At 36.5% G+C, this 16,702-nt stretch carries 15 protein-coding genes; 3 read left to right on the top strand and 12 right to left on the bottom strand.

The window, feature by feature from the left end; translation table 11 throughout:
• Window positions 1-3 precede the first annotated feature (3 nt).
• Window positions 4-2,964 carry a type III restriction-modification system endonuclease gene (locus ACOI7D_RS20375; protein ID WP_004199749.1) on the top strand — a complete coding sequence of 987 codons (2,961 nt, stop codon included), beginning with the start codon at window positions 4-6 and terminating at the stop codon, window positions 2,962-2,964.
• Window positions 2,965-3,454: 490 nt separating this feature from the next.
• Here ACOI7D_RS20375 and ACOI7D_RS20380 read toward each other — a convergent pair whose 3' ends face one another.
• From ACOI7D_RS20380 to ACOI7D_RS20405, 6 genes are all read right to left on the bottom strand, one after another.
• Entirely contained in the window at window positions 3,455-3,673 is a 219-nt protein-coding gene (locus ACOI7D_RS20380) for a hypothetical protein (protein ID WP_071606108.1), read from the bottom strand.
• A gap of 161 nt (window positions 3,674-3,834) precedes the next feature.
• The gene (locus ACOI7D_RS20385) at window positions 3,835-5,376 is read right to left on the bottom strand and encodes a prepilin-type N-terminal cleavage/methylation domain-containing protein (protein WP_244341698.1); all 1,542 of its coding nucleotides are present in this window, start codon (window positions 5,374-5,376) and stop codon (window positions 3,835-3,837) included.
• 203 nt (window positions 5,377-5,579) lie between these two features.
• A complete protein-coding gene (locus ACOI7D_RS20390; RefSeq protein ID WP_004151475.1) occupies window positions 5,580-6,149 on the bottom strand; it encodes a type 4 pilus major pilin in 570 nt (189 codons plus the stop codon).
• Between the two features lie 575 nt (window positions 6,150-6,724).
• Window positions 6,725-7,048 (bottom strand): conjugal transfer protein TraD, encoded by a 324-nt coding sequence (locus ACOI7D_RS20395; protein WP_000340984.1) that lies wholly within the window; start codon window positions 7,046-7,048, stop codon window positions 6,725-6,727.
• A gap of 99 nt (window positions 7,049-7,147) precedes the next feature.
• Window positions 7,148-7,744, bottom strand: a complete 597-nt coding sequence (locus ACOI7D_RS20400; protein WP_135729934.1) for a hypothetical protein — start codon at window positions 7,742-7,744, stop codon at window positions 7,148-7,150.
• On the bottom strand, window positions 7,714-8,028 hold the full coding sequence (locus tag ACOI7D_RS20405) for a hypothetical protein (protein WP_135729933.1): 315 nt from the start codon (window positions 8,026-8,028) through the stop codon (window positions 7,714-7,716). Before ACOI7D_RS20405 ends, ACOI7D_RS20400 begins: the two co-directional genes overlap by 31 nt.
• A gap of 1,650 nt (window positions 8,029-9,678) precedes the next feature.
• Between ACOI7D_RS20405 and mobQ the strand changes: the two genes are divergently transcribed.
• Window positions 9,679-11,160 carry a MobQ family relaxase gene (gene mobQ, locus ACOI7D_RS20410; RefSeq protein WP_000974114.1) on the top strand — a complete coding sequence of 494 codons (1,482 nt, stop codon included), beginning with the start codon at window positions 9,679-9,681 and terminating at the stop codon, window positions 11,158-11,160.
• A gap of 144 nt (window positions 11,161-11,304) precedes the next feature.
• Here mobQ and ACOI7D_RS20415 read toward each other — a convergent pair whose 3' ends face one another.
• From ACOI7D_RS20415 to ACOI7D_RS20440, 6 genes are all read right to left on the bottom strand, one after another.
• Window positions 11,305-12,261 carry a radical SAM protein gene (locus ACOI7D_RS20415; RefSeq protein ID WP_000654196.1) on the bottom strand — a complete coding sequence of 319 codons (957 nt, stop codon included), beginning with the start codon at window positions 12,259-12,261 and terminating at the stop codon, window positions 11,305-11,307.
• Window positions 12,261-13,280, bottom strand: coding sequence for a radical SAM protein (locus tag ACOI7D_RS20420; protein ID WP_001015146.1), 1,020 nt, complete (start codon window positions 13,278-13,280; stop codon window positions 12,261-12,263). The genes ACOI7D_RS20415 and ACOI7D_RS20420 overlap by 1 nt, the downstream gene beginning before the upstream one ends.
• Window positions 13,270-13,455 (bottom strand): hypothetical protein, encoded by a 186-nt coding sequence (locus ACOI7D_RS20425; protein WP_000344776.1) that lies wholly within the window; start codon window positions 13,453-13,455, stop codon window positions 13,270-13,272. Before ACOI7D_RS20425 ends, ACOI7D_RS20420 begins: the two co-directional genes overlap by 11 nt.
• An 889-nt stretch (window positions 13,456-14,344) precedes the next feature.
• Window positions 14,345-14,620: a membrane protein gene (locus ACOI7D_RS20430; RefSeq protein ID WP_000430100.1), complete on the bottom strand. Its 276-nt coding sequence runs from the start codon at window positions 14,618-14,620 to the stop codon at window positions 14,345-14,347.
• Window positions 14,621-14,630: 10 nt separating this feature from the next.
• Entirely contained in the window at window positions 14,631-15,182 is a 552-nt protein-coding gene (locus ACOI7D_RS20435; RefSeq protein WP_281166496.1) for a DNA-directed RNA polymerase subunit beta, read from the bottom strand.
• A gap of 14 nt (window positions 15,183-15,196) precedes the next feature.
• Window positions 15,197-15,751 (bottom strand): hypothetical protein, encoded by a 555-nt coding sequence (locus tag ACOI7D_RS20440; RefSeq protein WP_000821761.1) that lies wholly within the window; start codon window positions 15,749-15,751, stop codon window positions 15,197-15,199.
• Window positions 15,752-15,954: 203 nt separating this feature from the next.
• Here ACOI7D_RS20440 and ACOI7D_RS20445 point away from each other — a divergent pair, with 203 nt between their 5' ends.
• Window positions 15,955-16,284, top strand: a complete 330-nt coding sequence (locus ACOI7D_RS20445; RefSeq protein ID WP_001076107.1) for a helix-turn-helix domain-containing protein — start codon at window positions 15,955-15,957, stop codon at window positions 16,282-16,284.
• Window positions 16,285-16,702 lie beyond the last annotated feature (418 nt).

Consider the following 16,702-nt stretch of genomic DNA (forward strand, 5'->3'; position numbering starts at 1 on the left):
GAGATGAAACTACATTTTGAATCAGACCTTACATACCAGAAAAACGCGATAACATCGGTCTGCGATCTATTTGAAGGTCAGGAAAAATGGGAAAGCGAAATGACTGTGCTGGCTCCAGCTCAGGGCGCTCTCTCATTTGAAGGTTCTACGGGTTCAATGCCTGTTAACCCACAAATACCCGAAGATGATGTACTGCTTAAAAATCTGAACAATGTTCAGTTAAAAAACCAGCTTCCACCTTCACCTGTGCTCGACAGCCATGATTTTACTGTCGAAATGGAAACAGGGACAGGTAAAACGTATGTTTACCTTCGCACCATGCTTGAGTTGAACAAACGCTACGGCATGAGTAAATTTATTATTGTTGTTCCTTCCGTTGCCATCAAGGAAGGCGTTTATAAAACACTACAAATCACTGAAGAACATTTTAAAAGCCTGTTTGCGGGTATCCCATACGAATACTATCTTTATGATTCGGCAAAACCTGCGGATGTTCGAAATTTTGCAACCAGTTCTGTTATGCAGATCATGGTAATGACGGTGGGTGCGATTAACAAAAAAGATGTTAACAAGCTCTATCAGTCCAGTGAAAAAACAACTGTGGACGATCTGGATAAGCCCATTGATTTAATCCGTGCTACACGTCCAATTATCATTGTCGATGAACCGCAAAGTGTTGATGGTGGCTTGAACGGTGCGGGTAAAACCGCACTTGATGCTATGCACCCCATGTTCACCTTACGCTATTCAGCAACACATATTCATAAACATCATATGGTGTACCGCCTTGATGCCATTGATGCTTACAACCAAAAACTGGTCAAACAGATCGAGGTTGCCGGGCTTGAAGTCCAGAATGCAAGCAACAGTCCTTATGTGAAACTGGTCAGTATTAATAGTAAGAAAAATGTTATCAGCGGTACTGTTCTTGTTGATATTGCCGATAAAAAAGGGAACGTAAATCGTTCAGAGATTACCGTATATGACGGTATGACACTCGATGTCGAAACAGGACGTGATATTTATCAGGGTTATCGGATAAGCGAGATCCGAACTGGCAAAGAGGGTTATCTTACACTGGAAACGCCTTCTAATACCTACTATATGAAAGAAGGTGATATCGTAGGTGATATTGACCCAATGCTTATCCAGCGTCATATGATCAGACGTACAATCCGTGAACATCTGGATAAAGAACTTCGCCTGAATACTCAGCAAATCAAGGTTCTTACCCTGTTTTTCATCGATAAGGTTGATTTCTACCGTCAGTTCACTGAAGAAGGACAACGTGAGCCGGGTGAATATGCCCGTATCTTTGAGGAAGAATACCTTAAAGCCATCAAAAGTCCTGCCTATAAAGATTTACTCCCTTCTCATCCAGAACATGCTAAAGACGTTCATGATGGTTATTTCTCCATTGATAAAAAAGGTGCATGGGCTGAAACAAGCGAAAGCAATAATGCAGGCCGCGAAAATGCGGAACGTGGTTATAATCTCATCATGAAAAATAAAGAGAAGCTTTTAAGTTTCTCGAATCCGGTGAGGTTTATTTTTTCACACTCTGCTTTGAAAGAAGGCTGGGATAACCCCAATGTATTCCAGATCTGTAGCCTTCGAGAGATGGGAAGTGAACGAGAACGCCGCCAGACTTTAGGCCGTGGTCTTCGCCTGTGCGTTAACCAAGAGGGTGAACGTGTTCGTGATGACAGCATTAACATTCTGACCGTCGTTGCCAGTGAAAATTATCAAGCCTACGCTGAGCGCTTACAGTCTGAAATTGAGAATGAAACAGGCATCCGTTTTGGTATCATCGAAAAAGATGCGTTTGCCCATCTGATCTTCTCTGATTCCTCACAAGTTGTAGGTATCATGGCTTCACAGGAGCTATGGTCTGAACTACATGCTGAAGGTTATCTGGAAAAAACCGGGAAAATCACCAAAACACTGAAAGAGACTCTTTTCGATGGCACTTTTACTGTTAGCGAAAAGTTCCTTCCCCTTCAGGAGCAAATTGAATCTATCCTGCGTAAATCATCAGGACGACTCAATATAAATAATGCTGATGAGCGTAAAGTAATCAAATACCGGAAAGAGGTCTTAAACAGCCCTGAATTCGAAGCGTTATGGCAGCGCATTTGTCAAAAAACGCTGTACCGACTGGCATTTGACGAAGACGAATTGATCAAATCCTGTACGAAATCACTTTCTGAAATGCAGCCTGTAGCAAAAGCAATGGTCAGTTTCAGTAAAGCCACCATAAAACAAAGCCAGTCAGGTCTTGGTGTTGAAGCTCAGTCAAATGGAACGACAAGCACTATAATTGATGTTGCAGAGCAGCCATTGCCAGATATTCTTGGTGTTCTACAGGAAAAAACCGGACTGACAAAACGCAGTTTAAGCACCATCCTGAAAGAGAGTGGAAGACTCGCTGATTTTGCTAAAAATCCACAGCAGTTTATTAGTGAAGCTATCACCAGAATAAACTACTGCAAGCGCTTGTCTATTGTTGATGGTATTAAATATTATCCACTGAAAGGCGAGGTATATGCGCAAAGCCTGTTTATGGATAAAGAACTGACGGGATATGCCCGTAATCTGTTTGAAACCTCGTCTAAGTCAGTTTACGAATACGTTCCTAAAGATTCTGAAGTCGAAGGCCGTTTCGCTCAGGAACTCGAAGAACAGAATGAAGTTAAGCTTTATGTGAAGCTGCCGGGATGGTTTAAAATCCCGACACCATTAGGGACTTACAATCCTGACTGGGCATTAGTTATTGAAGACAATGGTGAAGAACATATTTACTTTGTTGTAGAAACAAAAAGTAAACACATTGGTCTTGGTAATGAAGAAGAGGCGAAAATTACTTGTGGTAATGCACACTTTATCTCACTCAAAGATCAGATGAGTAATCCTGCGAGATATATTCGTGCTACAAATATAAATGAAGTTTTAAGTGGCAAATAAAAGAGAAAAGGGCCAAAAGGCCCTTTCTTTTACCGTTAAGGGAACTACACATTGGGTAGGGTACATATCCCATATATGAAGCATATCAGACAATTCATGAAGTAAATATTCGAAAGTATATTTTACTGGATGTAATATTAAACATCGGATGTCAAATACACTTGAATTTGTTTAAAATCATCATTACTACCGATCAAGAATAAATTCAATCCTCAATAAAGTGAGGAGGATCAAACCAAGTTCCTGACGCCTTGTAGTATCTAATAAAAAAGGAATGTTATATTTCTGAATATCAGGACAAGGTATATAACGATCTTATATCTATGTGAGCGAAAAAATTAAAGCATCTGGCAGCCAAAATAAAAACATGTTAGCTATAAATAGATATAGCACTCTTTATTCTTAAGTCAAGTTACTATTTAAGTTTTATCTAATTATCTCGCTTTACCTATATCCCCATCGAACTATTTATTAAAAATAAGTAAGTCTATCAATTTTTATTTTGACTACCAGAATTTCCTTTAACCCACTCTCCATTAGCAAGAACCTCACCATGGCCATATTTATCATAATTCAATGGTGCATTTTTTATTTTAATCTTTGAAACTACCTGTTTATCTGACTGTGGAAAAGCATACTTTGGTTCACTAGCATGGGACATAGTTGAAAAACAAAATAAAGCTGACAATACTAATATTCTCTTATTCATAAATCACTCCTGTTATTTTTTGGTTTAAGTTCCCCTGAAATGTAAAACATAAAAAACTGTTATAAAATCGGGATGCATTAAATATATAATTACATCCCGATGGAAATCAAATTTATCTTGCATAAATTAAGATAAAATCAAGTATAATAAGACAATCATCCTTATCTACATTGATATAATATTCTATCTTTAACCACTGTTGTGCCGCCACCATGACTACCACCACCTAACTGTTCAGTTGATGTTGTATAAAACAATTCTTTCGCTATAGTTCCTGACTGACATGAGCAGGCATTTGTTTCCGGGTTATTAACCAAGCAAACGCCTTTGTTCATTGTAAAAAATCCTGAAGTTCCAGAGGCTTTAACCCATTTACCACTAACACATGATAATAGTAATCCATTTGATGCAGTTGCCTGTAAACCATTTGGAGAGCAACCCGACCCTACATTTGCTTTTCCATTTATGTATAAAAACTCCCCGGCATTAAGTCTACCATCAGCATCAATATTACCATTTGAATGAATGTAGTTAGAGTTAAGGTTTCCTGATGCCCAAACATATTGAGTATTGACCTGATGCCCTACATTAATGTCATTGGAAGCGTAAATATTACCAGCACTGTTCAAATAAGCATTAACAGCGCCTCCAGAGCCTGCACCAACTGTTCCGGCAGCATAAACATCATTAGTTCTTAGACCACCACTCCAGCCTGAAGGCAATTCATTAGGATCAAGACCATTAGTCGCAAGGCGTTGCTGTATTTTTGCGTTTTTCCACACTTGTAATACTGTTGTATAATTAGCAGCATTAGGAGAATAAATGCTTAATGGCCTTACCCCATTACTTAATCTTATTTCATAATCCTCCCCTGATGCATCACCCCCTAATGTAATTGTATCCCCATATCCATTATGTGCGATAACTTCATGTGCTGCATTTATATTTCCATTCGATGTAATATTACCACCAAAACTCCCTGCCCCTGCCGCTGTAATGTCCTTTACATTAGTGATGCTATGACCGCCCATATTCAGGTTGCCGGTCATAGGTAGTGTTCCGTCACGGCGAAGATAAAGAGCATATAATGCACTATTATAACCAACTCTAAAAGCAAGCAAGCCATCTCTGGTAATATTATTAAACGTAGTGTTCTTCTCATTCCACTGGCTTTGAAAACCTGCGACAGAAGTCGAATCCTTTGTTATCCCGCTATCAACGCCAGCTACCTGCATTGCTTTACCAAGAAGGTCATAACGGATGTGCCCACCTTCAATCCATGCTGATGATGTCGTGATCAAACCGTTGATAACATAGTTCGGCACGGTTCCTTCGCGTTTAAGTATAATTTTATAGGGAGACTTATATATGTTATTCCCGTTATATGACGCGGGTAATAACCCCTCATTAACAAGAGTATGGTAATCAATTTCACAGCCTGTAGAATCACAGGTTCTTGGTCCCGGATCACTACTCTGGTTACTGCTTGATGTGAGTGTAGATAACTTATCATATCTCATACTGATATAGCCATTAACCGCCTCACCTAATTGTTTAATTTGTTCCCCTGCTGTTTTAGCAACTAAATCCTCTTGTTCAACTTTCATATCTTGGAATTTTATTAAAGCTATTGCACTGCCGATGCCTAGAGCAAGGATCAGCTCCAATAGTGAAAACCCCTTTTTTATACCAAACATTTTCATTTCCCACCTCACATAATAAAATATATAACCCTACAATTAACAGAGGTGTAAAATAAATCAAGGCCGCAAAAACACAAATATAGAAAGCATGTATGAAAATTAGACGGACGGGCTACTGGATGTATTCTAAGAAAATGATACTTATTATTAAAATAATAATCTCACTGTGATGGTGAGATTATTACACGAGAGAGAAAAACAATTTATATGGACGTGAAAATCAACTTATTACTGTTTCCACCTTTATCACACTCTGTAGCAGCAGACGCCACATTTAAAACTCCACCTGCTGCTTTAACATTACCTGCCGTTCCTACACCAGCCGTGTAGAAGTTTCCTGCTGCCGCAGTGATAATTTTGGTACATTCAGATGCGGGAACGTTTGAATAGGTGATAGTAAATGAAGAACCATCCGCCCCTGACGGACCAGTTTTATCCGCAGCCAATGTAACATCTCCTTTGAAAGCATTGATGGGCTTAGCGGCTGAACCAGAACCACTCAACATGTTATCCGGGAATATCTTCGCCTGAACAGCAACAGAGTTAGTTAATCCAGTAAAACTGGAGGCAGAAGTGAAGAGTGCTTTCACACCAGCCTGTATCGTTGCGATGTTATTACTTTCAGCCTGTGCTCTCTGTGATGCCTGTACTTTAGGATATACTATAAAAGCCGCTACAACTAAGGCTGCGATAATACCTAAAACAAGTAATAGCTCTAAAAGAGAGAAACCTTTTTTACTTTTTTTGTTTTTAATTAATACTGTTTTTTTCATTTCCTTTATATCTCCTTGGTTAACTTGAAAGATATAAAATAGATAGCGGATAAATCATATAAAACAATACCAAATAAAACTTTATCTAAACTTAACCGATAAACGGACGACCTTTAAAGCACAAAAAAACACAGAGGAAAAACAAGATTTTTTCTATTGGATGATAAATAATACTTTCAATTTAATGGATACTTAGATAATTGATGATTATTTTAAAAGAAAAAGGGCTGGGATAAACCCAACCCTTTAACTGGAAGAGAACTTTCTGACTTTATTAAAACCACCGCAGATTTACAAGATTGAATATGGAGTTATTCATCTGTAGTAGTATTTATAAAATACAATTAAAAAAAGTATTTGTCAAAAATTTTTAAAGAAACATGCCATTAATTAAGAAAAATAAAAAACAACAACCGACCTATAAGGGTTAAATAGGGAGGTATGTTGTCAGGACGTGAAAAAATGTATTATATGACATAAGGATTGAACATGTTAAGTTGCTAATTTAGCAATCAACACATGATGTTAATTAAAATATTATTGTTTGCATGTCAAATTAAATATTGAAGATTATATTAAGTTTTTCTACCTTTAATGCTAGCCAGAAATAACAACCCATTTTTTCTAAATCTCACCTTATCGTCAGGATGTAGATTTGGGGTCTCCAACAGCATTCCTAAAACCAGTTCCTTATCAACCGTGAAAACATCACAATCTAATGCTTTAGCAACTTCTGCACCTAGAATGATCTTCTGACGAGTTTCAATCTGTTTAGTTTCTTGCTTGGATTTATGTTGTAAGCGATTTAAACGCATCTGAGCTGAAGCCAACTGCTGTTCTAATGTCTTTTTAATACGTGGCTTAGTTCTGTTTTTTTGCTTTTCTGATATGTCATCCATAATCGTTCCTCTTATCGGTTATATATGGATCATATACAACAATAGAACTTTATCGTCAAATCGACTTTTACAAAAGATCCGACATTTAAGTAATTATTCTTATCGCTTTCTATAATGTGGGAACTTATGTTTTAACTCATTAAAACATTCAACTACGTTTTGATGTTCAATTGAAAAGTAGTCAATGCTTCTTTGTAAAAGCTCATTGGCAACGTCAATGACTATATCACTCCCTTTACTATGATTATAGACAGTGAACACATCGGCAATCCAATGATAGCAACAAAGCGTTAATAACATACAATAGTCTTGATGCTCTTTAATCCCCGACATAAAAGTATAATCATTATAATCTACCTGCCTTGTTCTTTTATAAAATCGTTTAAGAGTTGGTTTCATGATGATTAAGTTATTTTTAACCATGTCATAATGAATATCATCTGACACATAACCATTCTCCAGAAAAAAATGATTACTATGGACATAAAGGGAATAACCTAGTGATACAACAGAAACCCCATGCTTCTTACATAAAGACTCTGAAAAAACTGGATGAGTTTCTATATATCTTATAAACTCACTTTCCTTAAGATTTTTTGTTTTCAATTTCCCCATGTATTCCCTCTTATAAAAAATAATAATATCATCATTAATGAATGGATGCTTTAACGACGAAATGACACTGGTTTTTTCCATTCAAACTCTGCTTCAAACCTTTCTTTATTTCTTTCATTTTTAATCTGCTCAGCCTTACGTTGAGAACGTATTTGCTCTCTTGCTACACATAATACTTTCCTTCGCTCCTCTGCTGTTAATCTTTTCCCTTTAATTCTAGCCGCTGCATGAACAGCGTCATCAAGAAATCGCTTTTCCGTTAATGACACTCGTTGCAATCTTCCACCACTATGTTGCTTTTCATTTTTTAATTTTTTTGAAGTGTTATCAGTTACATTTTCAGCCGCTTGTATTTTATTAATCACTATATTCTCCTTATTTTTCATAATTTACTAATTAATACAACTAAAACAAAAGAAACTCAAATTAATCTATGTAATTTATTTATCTTATAGTTCTAATTATTTGTCGTTAGTGCCTTTATAAAATGGCACCTTACTTATTTATTCTCTGGAATTTAACTTTTTTATTTTATTTAAAAAAATTCGTACTAGTAGTACTTTAATTTAATTAATTTAGGATCTGGGGTTTTAGATAGCGACTTTCAGTCGTAGTAGTTTTCCGTCAGGAAAACTTGGTTTTGCTTAGAGCTTCGCCTCTCCTAATCCGCATATAAAAAACAAAAATCAAAACATACCAGTATTAAAACTGATTGTTGAAACTGGTTTAATTTTTTTTATAATACGTAATAGGAAAAGGCGCTTCTCATGCTATGGCTTAGAACTACAATACGTTTCCATATTGCGACACCCTTCTGCACTTCCATAGACAACATCATAACTTTAAAAACATTTCTCGTTTTACTAAAGAAATTATACTGCTGTTTCTAAAAGCCTTAGATGTGCGCTTCAAGTTGATGTTACGCAGACTCCCCGCTTTGGCATCAACAATAACCTTGAGAATGAATCAAACACTGTCGCTCCTACCTTCTCAGACCCGTACAATCAGGTTTAACGTTATTGCTTTCGAGAACTAAAATGTTTTTGGAAATGGTATTTGACAGGCTTGTAAAAAGTTTCGATTTAGATTTGACAAATATGAAAAGATTATTTAATACTTTATTATATTTGTAATCACGTTGTCGTTGAACTGATTACAAGACTTCAAAAGTCGGCAAAACTTTTTTAGTCCTTAAAAAGTCAACTTTATGAAGTTGGCTTTTTTTGTATCTTCATTTTATTTACAATATCAGATTTAGATTGTCAAATAAAAATAGAAAAGTTTTTTGATACTCTATACTATATTATCAGTTTTAAGCAGCGCTTGGTGATTGCCATAAACAATCACATCGCTGAAACAGGGTTTCGCACTGTTAATGTTAGATTATTCAAAAAAAGTGGTTTACACAAAAATGCAACAGCCTCTATAAGTAATTATGCAACACATACGTGTGCAAACACTAACTTTAAACGTCTAATACTCATCGCGTTACTTATTTTTTCTTATTCATGATTTTAAATTTACCTATCTATTTTCCACGCTAATTTCACACGTTAACCTGTTCTTTATTGTTTTTATCTGATTTTTATGAAATTTACCTTTCCCGCCTACGGCGGGAGACTAATTAAACTACTTTTGCCCTTACGGGCGCTCTCTAAAACCATAATCATCAATATTCGTGTAATACCTCAGCCGTTCATCCGATTCTAGCCTTGTAAATTTCACAGACAGTAAAACTAGAGTTATTATTTAAATATAGAAAAACTTTAAACATTGTCGTTATTTTTAGCTCCTTTAGGAGATATAAAAATAAAGCAATGCCCACCTATACACTGCTACGCAGTGTGTGGGGTCTACCGACGGTTGCCTGCCGCAGGCTAACACCGTTTCCTTCGGAAACAAGGTCAACGTCAACACCAGAGTTTTTCTTGCGAAAAACTAAAACCAGCATAGTCGCATTGGAGATTTATATTTTAGTTTGATATTTAAATTTATATTGAGGTTGTTTTTATTGTATGGCTATTTTTCATCTTGATTTTAAAATTGTGAAACGTTCAGAAGGTAGGTCTTCCGTTGCGAAGGCTGCCTATCATGCTCGTACACGTATAACAGATGAAAGAACAGGTGATACGTATGATTATAGCCGCCGTACCGATTTATATGGGCATTTCATATTAGCTCCAGTTAATGCACCGGAACATATCATAAAAGACTCTACAGCATTGTGGAATGAAGTTGAACGGGTCGAGCGTCAGCAAAATGGTCAAACATCTCGTTATTTCGATGTTGCTATTCCCACCGAGTTAAACAATGACGACAAGAAAAAACTTGTCCTTGAGTATTGTCAGAAAAATTTCGTTGATAAAGGCATGATTGCCGATATCGCTTTTCATGATCTTGATAGCGATAACCCACACGCTCACGTTATGTTGACATTAAAAACCATAGGCCCTGAAGGTTTTGGTAAAAAAGAAAGAAGCTGGAATGACAGAAAAATGTCTGTCCTTTGGCGTGAATCATGGGCATCTATGGCTAACAGCTACCTTGCTGCTGCTGGTTCGTCAGAACGTATTGATCATCGTTCCCTTCAGGCCCAGCATGAAGAGGCATTAGAAAAAGCGGCGGTTGCTCTGGATAATGAAGAAAAAGCACTATGGCTTGCTAAAGCCGCAGAAACAAACCGCCCTGCAATGAAACGTATCCACAGTGCCAAATGGCGTAGTAAGGCTGCTCAGGAGCAAAGGGCCGCAGAACAGGCTGTTCGTGATGCAGCTAAACAGGAAGCTGTTGAAGTCTATAAGACATTCAGTGAACTTGACCTTGAAATTGTTCTTGATGTCAGAAGCTTTACGATTACACATCTTGCTGAACCAGAAGAGGTCATTCTTCTCGACTCCCCAAAAGCAGAAAAACAACAACCGGCTCTTGGAGCACCTGAACCATACAGAAGGCCAGTCGTAAAATCTTACCGCGATCCAAACAAATCCAGTAAGGTTGGTATGGCTGAAGAAGAAACTCCTGTTCTAATTGCTCCTGAGCCAAAAAAATCCACTAAACTGAAAATCCCTTATTCTCAACATACCAGAGCGAGTAAACGCGCTCCTGTTAAAAGTAAGAGGAAGCAGGTTAAATCCCATCATCGTGGCATATTTAGGCGTTTAACCACCTATATCGTCGATTTTTTCAAAGAGAAATTTATCTGGGCCAAGAAGGAACCTGTCCCTATTCCCGTTGATGCTGAACACGATAAGTGTATTGCTGAAAACTATGTCTTTGATGAAGTGCTGGGTGTCTATATTCCACGCTCTACACATGAAAGACGAGTCAGATTTAACAGTGATGACTACAGGCCAACACCTGATGAGGTCAGACGTTTTCCACGTCGTCCGGTTAGCCCAAAACAGTCTGATAGGAAACTAGACTATATACCAACACTAGTAGCAGACAGAAAAAAGCCAATACCTAAATTGAAACCACCGGGTTATTATAACGATTAAACATACAAAATGATCAGCAAAACTCAACAATAACACAAATTATAAATTATTTTATTTAGATGAAGGTATTAGTCTGCCCCCATCGAATTCATCTATGTAAGATGAAGGATGACAATCAATGACATCTATTTTAAAACCATTTATTCAGCCATTATTTATTCGTGCATTAGCTAAATCACAGAGATATTTGTTTTTATATCCCCCATGTTCCAAGTCCATATATGCAGGGCAATTCCTACATGCAGCGTTTAAAACACATTGACCACACTTACTATCATAATATATTTTATGGAAATGTTCACTGATAGAGTTTAGCTCTGCCCATACATCATTAATGTTTCCGTCAATAATATTATATTGCTTCTTTCTGTATACAGCACAAATAGATGCGCGACCAAACTGATCAACAAACAAACTCGAATAACCCCCTGAGCATTTCTTAAAATAGTCTAAATTATCCATTGGTATATTACCATCTTTAATTTTCCGTTCCATTGCAAGATCATTTTCAATCTTAACAATTTCATTCGGTTCCAACCTCTCTTCTAAATTATTTTGATAGTTTAATGATGGAATAAGGTATGTGTTTATCTCAATTTTGTTTTCCGAAAAGAAAGCTAGATCTGATGAAGATACAGATATTGATTTACATAGGGTTAAACCTTTGTATATTGTAATGCCTAACTGTTCTAATCTGGATATATTCGACATTATCCTATGAAGGCTGGCTCTTTTATTTTTAGAAAAGCTACGAAGCTCTCTATTATCTTTGCCATATATAGAGACAGAAACAGAACTTGGTGGGTATTTTCCGAATAGTTCAAAATGTTTTTCAGTCATTAAACTCGCATTAGTAAAGAGTGAAATATCGATTCCCTGCTGATGAATGAATGTATATAATGAAATGAAGTCTTTATAAAGAAGAGGCTCACCTCCAGTAATAATTAATTTCCTGCATCCTTTTAGCATTAATTTAGTTATCACGTTTTTCCATTCGTTCACATTTAATCCTAATGAGGTTTTATTATCAAGATAACAATGCGGACATTTAAAATTACATGATGTTATAATTTCAATGGTAGCAGATGTTAAATCTTTCATTATACCTCCGTAAACGCAGAAATTCTGCGTTGTGCTAACTCGCACATAAAATCTATCGGTTCTGATGAATTTCCATGTTCCAAATTGGCATATGCCGCACACCATCTGCAAATGGATTTTTGATCACATGTAGAGCATTTGCTATTGATATAATAACTTTGCATTTTATTATGTGAATCTTTCAAGTATTTCCTTATGGTTTTCTCATCATTACTCAAAAAACTAATTTTATCTTCCACATATAAAGAACATATAGATGCATATCCTCCAGCATCTATTGAAAGGCTATTAATGCCACCACCACATTTAATACATGCTTGTGAAGTCATATTAGATATTGATTTCCTCCAGAAACTTACAGTTTCTGGATTACTATGCTCAAAGTTAATAATATCATCAATACTAGCTCTTTGAGATAGTTTACCTCTCATTAAATCTTTTTGTGGGAAAATTATGGCATCATACATAATTTCTTTTTTATAAACTCTAGCAATATCATCAAACTTTCCTTCCAAAGCTGCTGGTATGGTTTCTTTTCCTATAATTGCTTTCAACATGAAATCAATATTATTAGAATATAAAAACTTTATATTTTCGATCACTCTTTTAAAAGCACTTTTATTTATAGTGAACTTTGCGTATTCGTCAGCACCAGTACCATATAACGTAATCATGATAACTTTGGGTGGGTATTTGATAAGAATTTTTTTAGTCACATCCGTTATGTAAGATAAATTTGACATAATCGAGATGATAAATCCTTTATTTTTTGCATATGTATATATCTCATCAAATCTTTTATATAAAAAAGCCTCACCACCAGTAAATGTAAGGTACAAAACTCCCATGCTGTATAATTTATCGATACATGCAATAACATCATTATAATCCATATGAACTTTTTTCGTTGGACAATAACAATGGAGACATTTAAAATTACAATGCTGAGTTAACTCAATACTAGCGGTTATTAAATGTTCTCTTTGAAATGCTTTTTCTTTCAAGGAGTCATGATTCATTTAGCTTACCATATATTTTATCTAATACGTTTTGGATTTGAATGTCATCAAATCCATATTTCTTTTCCAACTTATTGTTTTTTATTTCAGTTGAATACATTAAAACATCAAATACTAGTTCGTTAACATTATAGCACTTATTATTAGATTGATTGATGACAATATATTCATCCATTATTTTTCTTGGTATATATATGCTTTTCATCTTAATTTATAACTATCCAATATAATATAAGAGCAATAACCACATTGCTCTTATTTGAGTTATTTTATTTTAACATTGGTTATACCCATCATCTGGGCTAGGCCCCCAACATCCAAGAGTCTTTCTTTTGGATACAGGATCAATATCCTTTACTTCCTCAAACTCACAGATATCAATCTCGTAGTTGTCTACAGTTTGTTGCTCGTTAACATTCATCTTACTTCCTCTCTACATGATACATTCTTTAAATATATATCTCTTGCATGAGAACACATTGACATTAATCAAAAAACAATGATTCTAGAGGAAGTAGACACACTTACTATAAAAAATTCAATTCAGCCAATGACAAAATAAACACAATCTCATGACGCACATCACAAAAATAAACTTAAGCTCTATGTAAAAATGCCGTATAAAATAACTACACAACTTTTTCAAAACACATTAAATAGAAATTAACAAATCATACTTAGTAATAAATTTTCATCCATTTTAAACAATATAATAGAAAAGCTCTCCCCGTGCCATTTACCGACCTTAGGTCGGTTTTTTCCTTCTCATAATGCTAAAGTTGAGCATCGCACATACTTTTTTTTCTGAATCAGGATAGACAGGCCGAAGGTCAATAATATAACCACGAAAGCATACCAGCCGGGGAATGCTCCATCTAAAACCTCAAACAAGGCATCCGGAAGCGCCCCTTACAGTGAAAGAAAGCATAAGGCCACTCCACGTCAGGGTAATATCTTTAAACGTTTTACAGCTCTTATGGTTTATTTTATCAGATATAAATTCATATAGCCCAAATGAAATTAAAAAGAGCTATGATAAAACATAGCTCTTTTCACTTTAACTTCTACATCCTTCTCCTGAACACAACATTATCAGAGAAGATCGCCTTACCTGCGACAAACCCAACAGCCGCAATTATCGGTAGGCTGATAGTAGCTCCCGCCATACCTGTAGACATTCCGATCAGAATAGACAGGCCGAAGGTCAATACTATAACAATGAAAGCATACCAGCCGGGGAAGGTTCCATACAGAACCGTCGCCATGCAGCCAGTACAAACATGCACACCGCGCTGGCTCTCTTTCAGGCAAAACGGACACTGGATTGTATTGTTTTCCATGATAGACCCCTTAGAGCGCTTTCCAGCCATTGCTTGTTTTAACTAAATTAATTGCGCCATCTTCAGGTTCATTCATACCCTTGACGTTTGCGAATGCTTTTTTATCCACCCATGAAGGAACATCCGCCAACTTCCATGTATAACTAACATGAACAACCTGCTGATTACCGTTGCCCGGCTCAGTCCATTCCTTCACTTCATCAACTTCACGATGACCAATACACGCACCTTCTGCCCGGTTCCAAAACTCAACATTTTGCCCTTTGTCTGTTACTTCCAGAACATCGACACTGCTAAAGCCATTTGCCTGTTGTGAAACAGTGAGCGACCCTTGTTCAGCAAGTCCTTTAAGGATTTCATCACTAACATTGTATCCTGCAGAACGGTAGCCATGATTAACCTTTATAGGAAAACCTTTATTGAATGCAAAGTCATTGTTCTGCAGTGAGTAGCACAGCTTTGATTGTGAAATTTTCGCGTTGATCGCTTTCTCAAAATCGCCTTTTTCACCGCAGCCTGATAGCAACACAGCAAGGCCAGCAATGGCTAAAAATTGACGCATGGTTCTCATCCCTTTTAATGATTGATAGTGCCGTTTCTCAGAACAACCAGACGAACTGGCATATCGGCATTGTTTACTGTGGCAAATCCACGAACTTCGAAATTGTTTACCGTTCCAGTAACGCTGACTTTCTGGCCTTTCTTGTAAGTAAGAACGGCATCATCAATACCAGAGTAGTAATCCAGCCAAACCATACCGCCGCAGTAGCTTGTATCGGCAGTTTTAAAGAGCAGGTAATAGTGGGGGGCTGATTTGGGCATACCCGTCATCATATCGCTTGCACTTCTGCCCTTAGTAACTTCCAGAACTGTGGCATTGCTGATAGAGATCCTTTTGCCTGTCCATTTCTTTTCTGCTGCCATTGCGTTTTCTTCATAGTCTTTGCAGACAGCACCCAGACCTGATACTGGTGATGCTGGACCAAGATTTTGAGTGGCGGTACTTCCATTCAGCGCTTTACCTACTGAAGACAAAGAAGAGCTGATTGCCCCATTGACTTTACTCACGCCATCATTGAGCTGTTGGCATCCTGTTAAGGCCATTGCAGCCACAAGTAAGATTCTCTTCATTTCATTTCCCATAGGTCAATACATAACAAAATGGCTTGAACTGGTATGGGTCGTGTGAACTTCTCTATCTATCACTTTTGATAGCATTGAGGTCACCTGTATCGGCAAACCAGTACATCATCCCAAACAGATACTACGTTAAACGTAGTATTCAAGACAAGGTAAAACTACGATTCTCGTAGCTCTTGATGATGAGGGCTTTTATGAACCAGCGAGAATCCCATAGAGAAATCTTTTGTAAGCGTTTGAAAGAAGCGCGTACGGCTGCTGGTTTGTCTCAAAAGAAGCTGGGCATTGCTGCCGGGATCGACGAATTTGTAGCAAGCACTCGTATCAACCGATACGAAAAAGGAGTTCATGAAGCGGATATTCATACTGCACAAAAATTAGCAGAAACGTTAAATGTGCCTTTAGCATATTTCTACGTGGAAGATGATGAACTTGCTACTATCGTGATGAATTATGAAAATTTATCTGAAGACAATAAAAAAACAATAATAAAAATTATTGATAAAAATAATATTACGAAGTAAACATATGTGGTTTTCATTAGCATCTACTAGTTAGTAAATTTTAACTATACCAATTTACTTCCAGTTTTTTTGTTAAAGCAATCAAATTATTTTATATTCTTCCAATAATATAACAATGTGTTTTTAAAATCTTTTTTGAGGATTTTTATCTCGGTGCTTACGCACGGCTACGCCCTAACACTGAACCAATCATCAAGTTTTTATGTATAATTTAAATCGTAAATTTAAAGTATTCATGAACGTTAGATCCTTTTTTCTTATAATAATTAATAACGATCGTGTTTTGAAAGTTAGCATGTTATTTTCAACCTATAGCATTTGCTCTTAAACATATAGGGAAACTATATTCATAGAAGCAGCACTTCGTGATTGTTTCGAAACAATCACATTGCTGGACAGTGCTTTGCACTGTTAATGA

It is taken from the genome of Klebsiella sp. C360, assembly GCF_048822415.1.
Taxonomy (GTDB): Bacteria; Pseudomonadota; Gammaproteobacteria; order Enterobacterales; family Enterobacteriaceae; genus Klebsiella; species Klebsiella quasipneumoniae.

Bases quoted from the DNA above. Each gene is read 5' to 3' on its own strand.
- ACOI7D_RS20435 (WP_281166496.1), bottom strand. From the start codon at position 15,182: ATGCGTCAATTTTTAGCCATTGCTGGCCTTGCTGTGTTGCTATCAGGC.
- ACOI7D_RS20400 (WP_135729934.1), bottom strand. From the start codon at position 7,744: ATGGAAAAAACCAGTGTCATTTCGTCGTTAAAGCATCCATTCATTAAT.
- mobQ (WP_000974114.1), top strand. From the start codon at position 9,679: ATGGCTATTTTTCATCTTGATTTTAAAATTGTGAAACGTTCAGAAGGT.
- ACOI7D_RS20445 (WP_001076107.1), top strand. From the start codon at position 15,955: ATGAACCAGCGAGAATCCCATAGAGAAATCTTTTGTAAGCGTTTGAAA.
- ACOI7D_RS20390 (WP_004151475.1), bottom strand. From the start codon at position 6,149: ATGAAAAAAACAGTATTAATTAAAAACAAAAAAAGTAAAAAAGGTTTC.
- ACOI7D_RS20430 (WP_000430100.1), bottom strand. From the start codon at position 14,620: ATGGAAAACAATACAATCCAGTGTCCGTTTTGCCTGAAAGAGAGCCAG.
- ACOI7D_RS20375 (WP_004199749.1), top strand. From the start codon at position 4: ATGAAACTACATTTTGAATCAGACCTTACATACCAGAAAAACGCGATA.
- ACOI7D_RS20385 (WP_244341698.1), bottom strand. From the start codon at position 5,376: ATGAAAATGTTTGGTATAAAAAAGGGGTTTTCACTATTGGAGCTGATC.
- ACOI7D_RS20395 (WP_000340984.1), bottom strand. From the start codon at position 7,048: ATGGATGACATATCAGAAAAGCAAAAAAACAGAACTAAGCCACGTATT.
- ACOI7D_RS20415 (WP_000654196.1), bottom strand. From the start codon at position 12,261: ATGAAAGATTTAACATCTGCTACCATTGAAATTATAACATCATGTAAT.
- ACOI7D_RS20425 (WP_000344776.1), bottom strand. From the start codon at position 13,455: ATGGATGAATATATTGTCATCAATCAATCTAATAATAAGTGCTATAAT.
- ACOI7D_RS20440 (WP_000821761.1), bottom strand. From the start codon at position 15,751: ATGAAGAGAATCTTACTTGTGGCTGCAATGGCCTTAACAGGATGCCAA.
- ACOI7D_RS20420 (WP_001015146.1), bottom strand. From the start codon at position 13,280: ATGAATCATGACTCCTTGAAAGAAAAAGCATTTCAAAGAGAACATTTA.
- ACOI7D_RS20380 (WP_071606108.1), bottom strand. From the start codon at position 3,673: ATGAATAAGAGAATATTAGTATTGTCAGCTTTATTTTGTTTTTCAACT.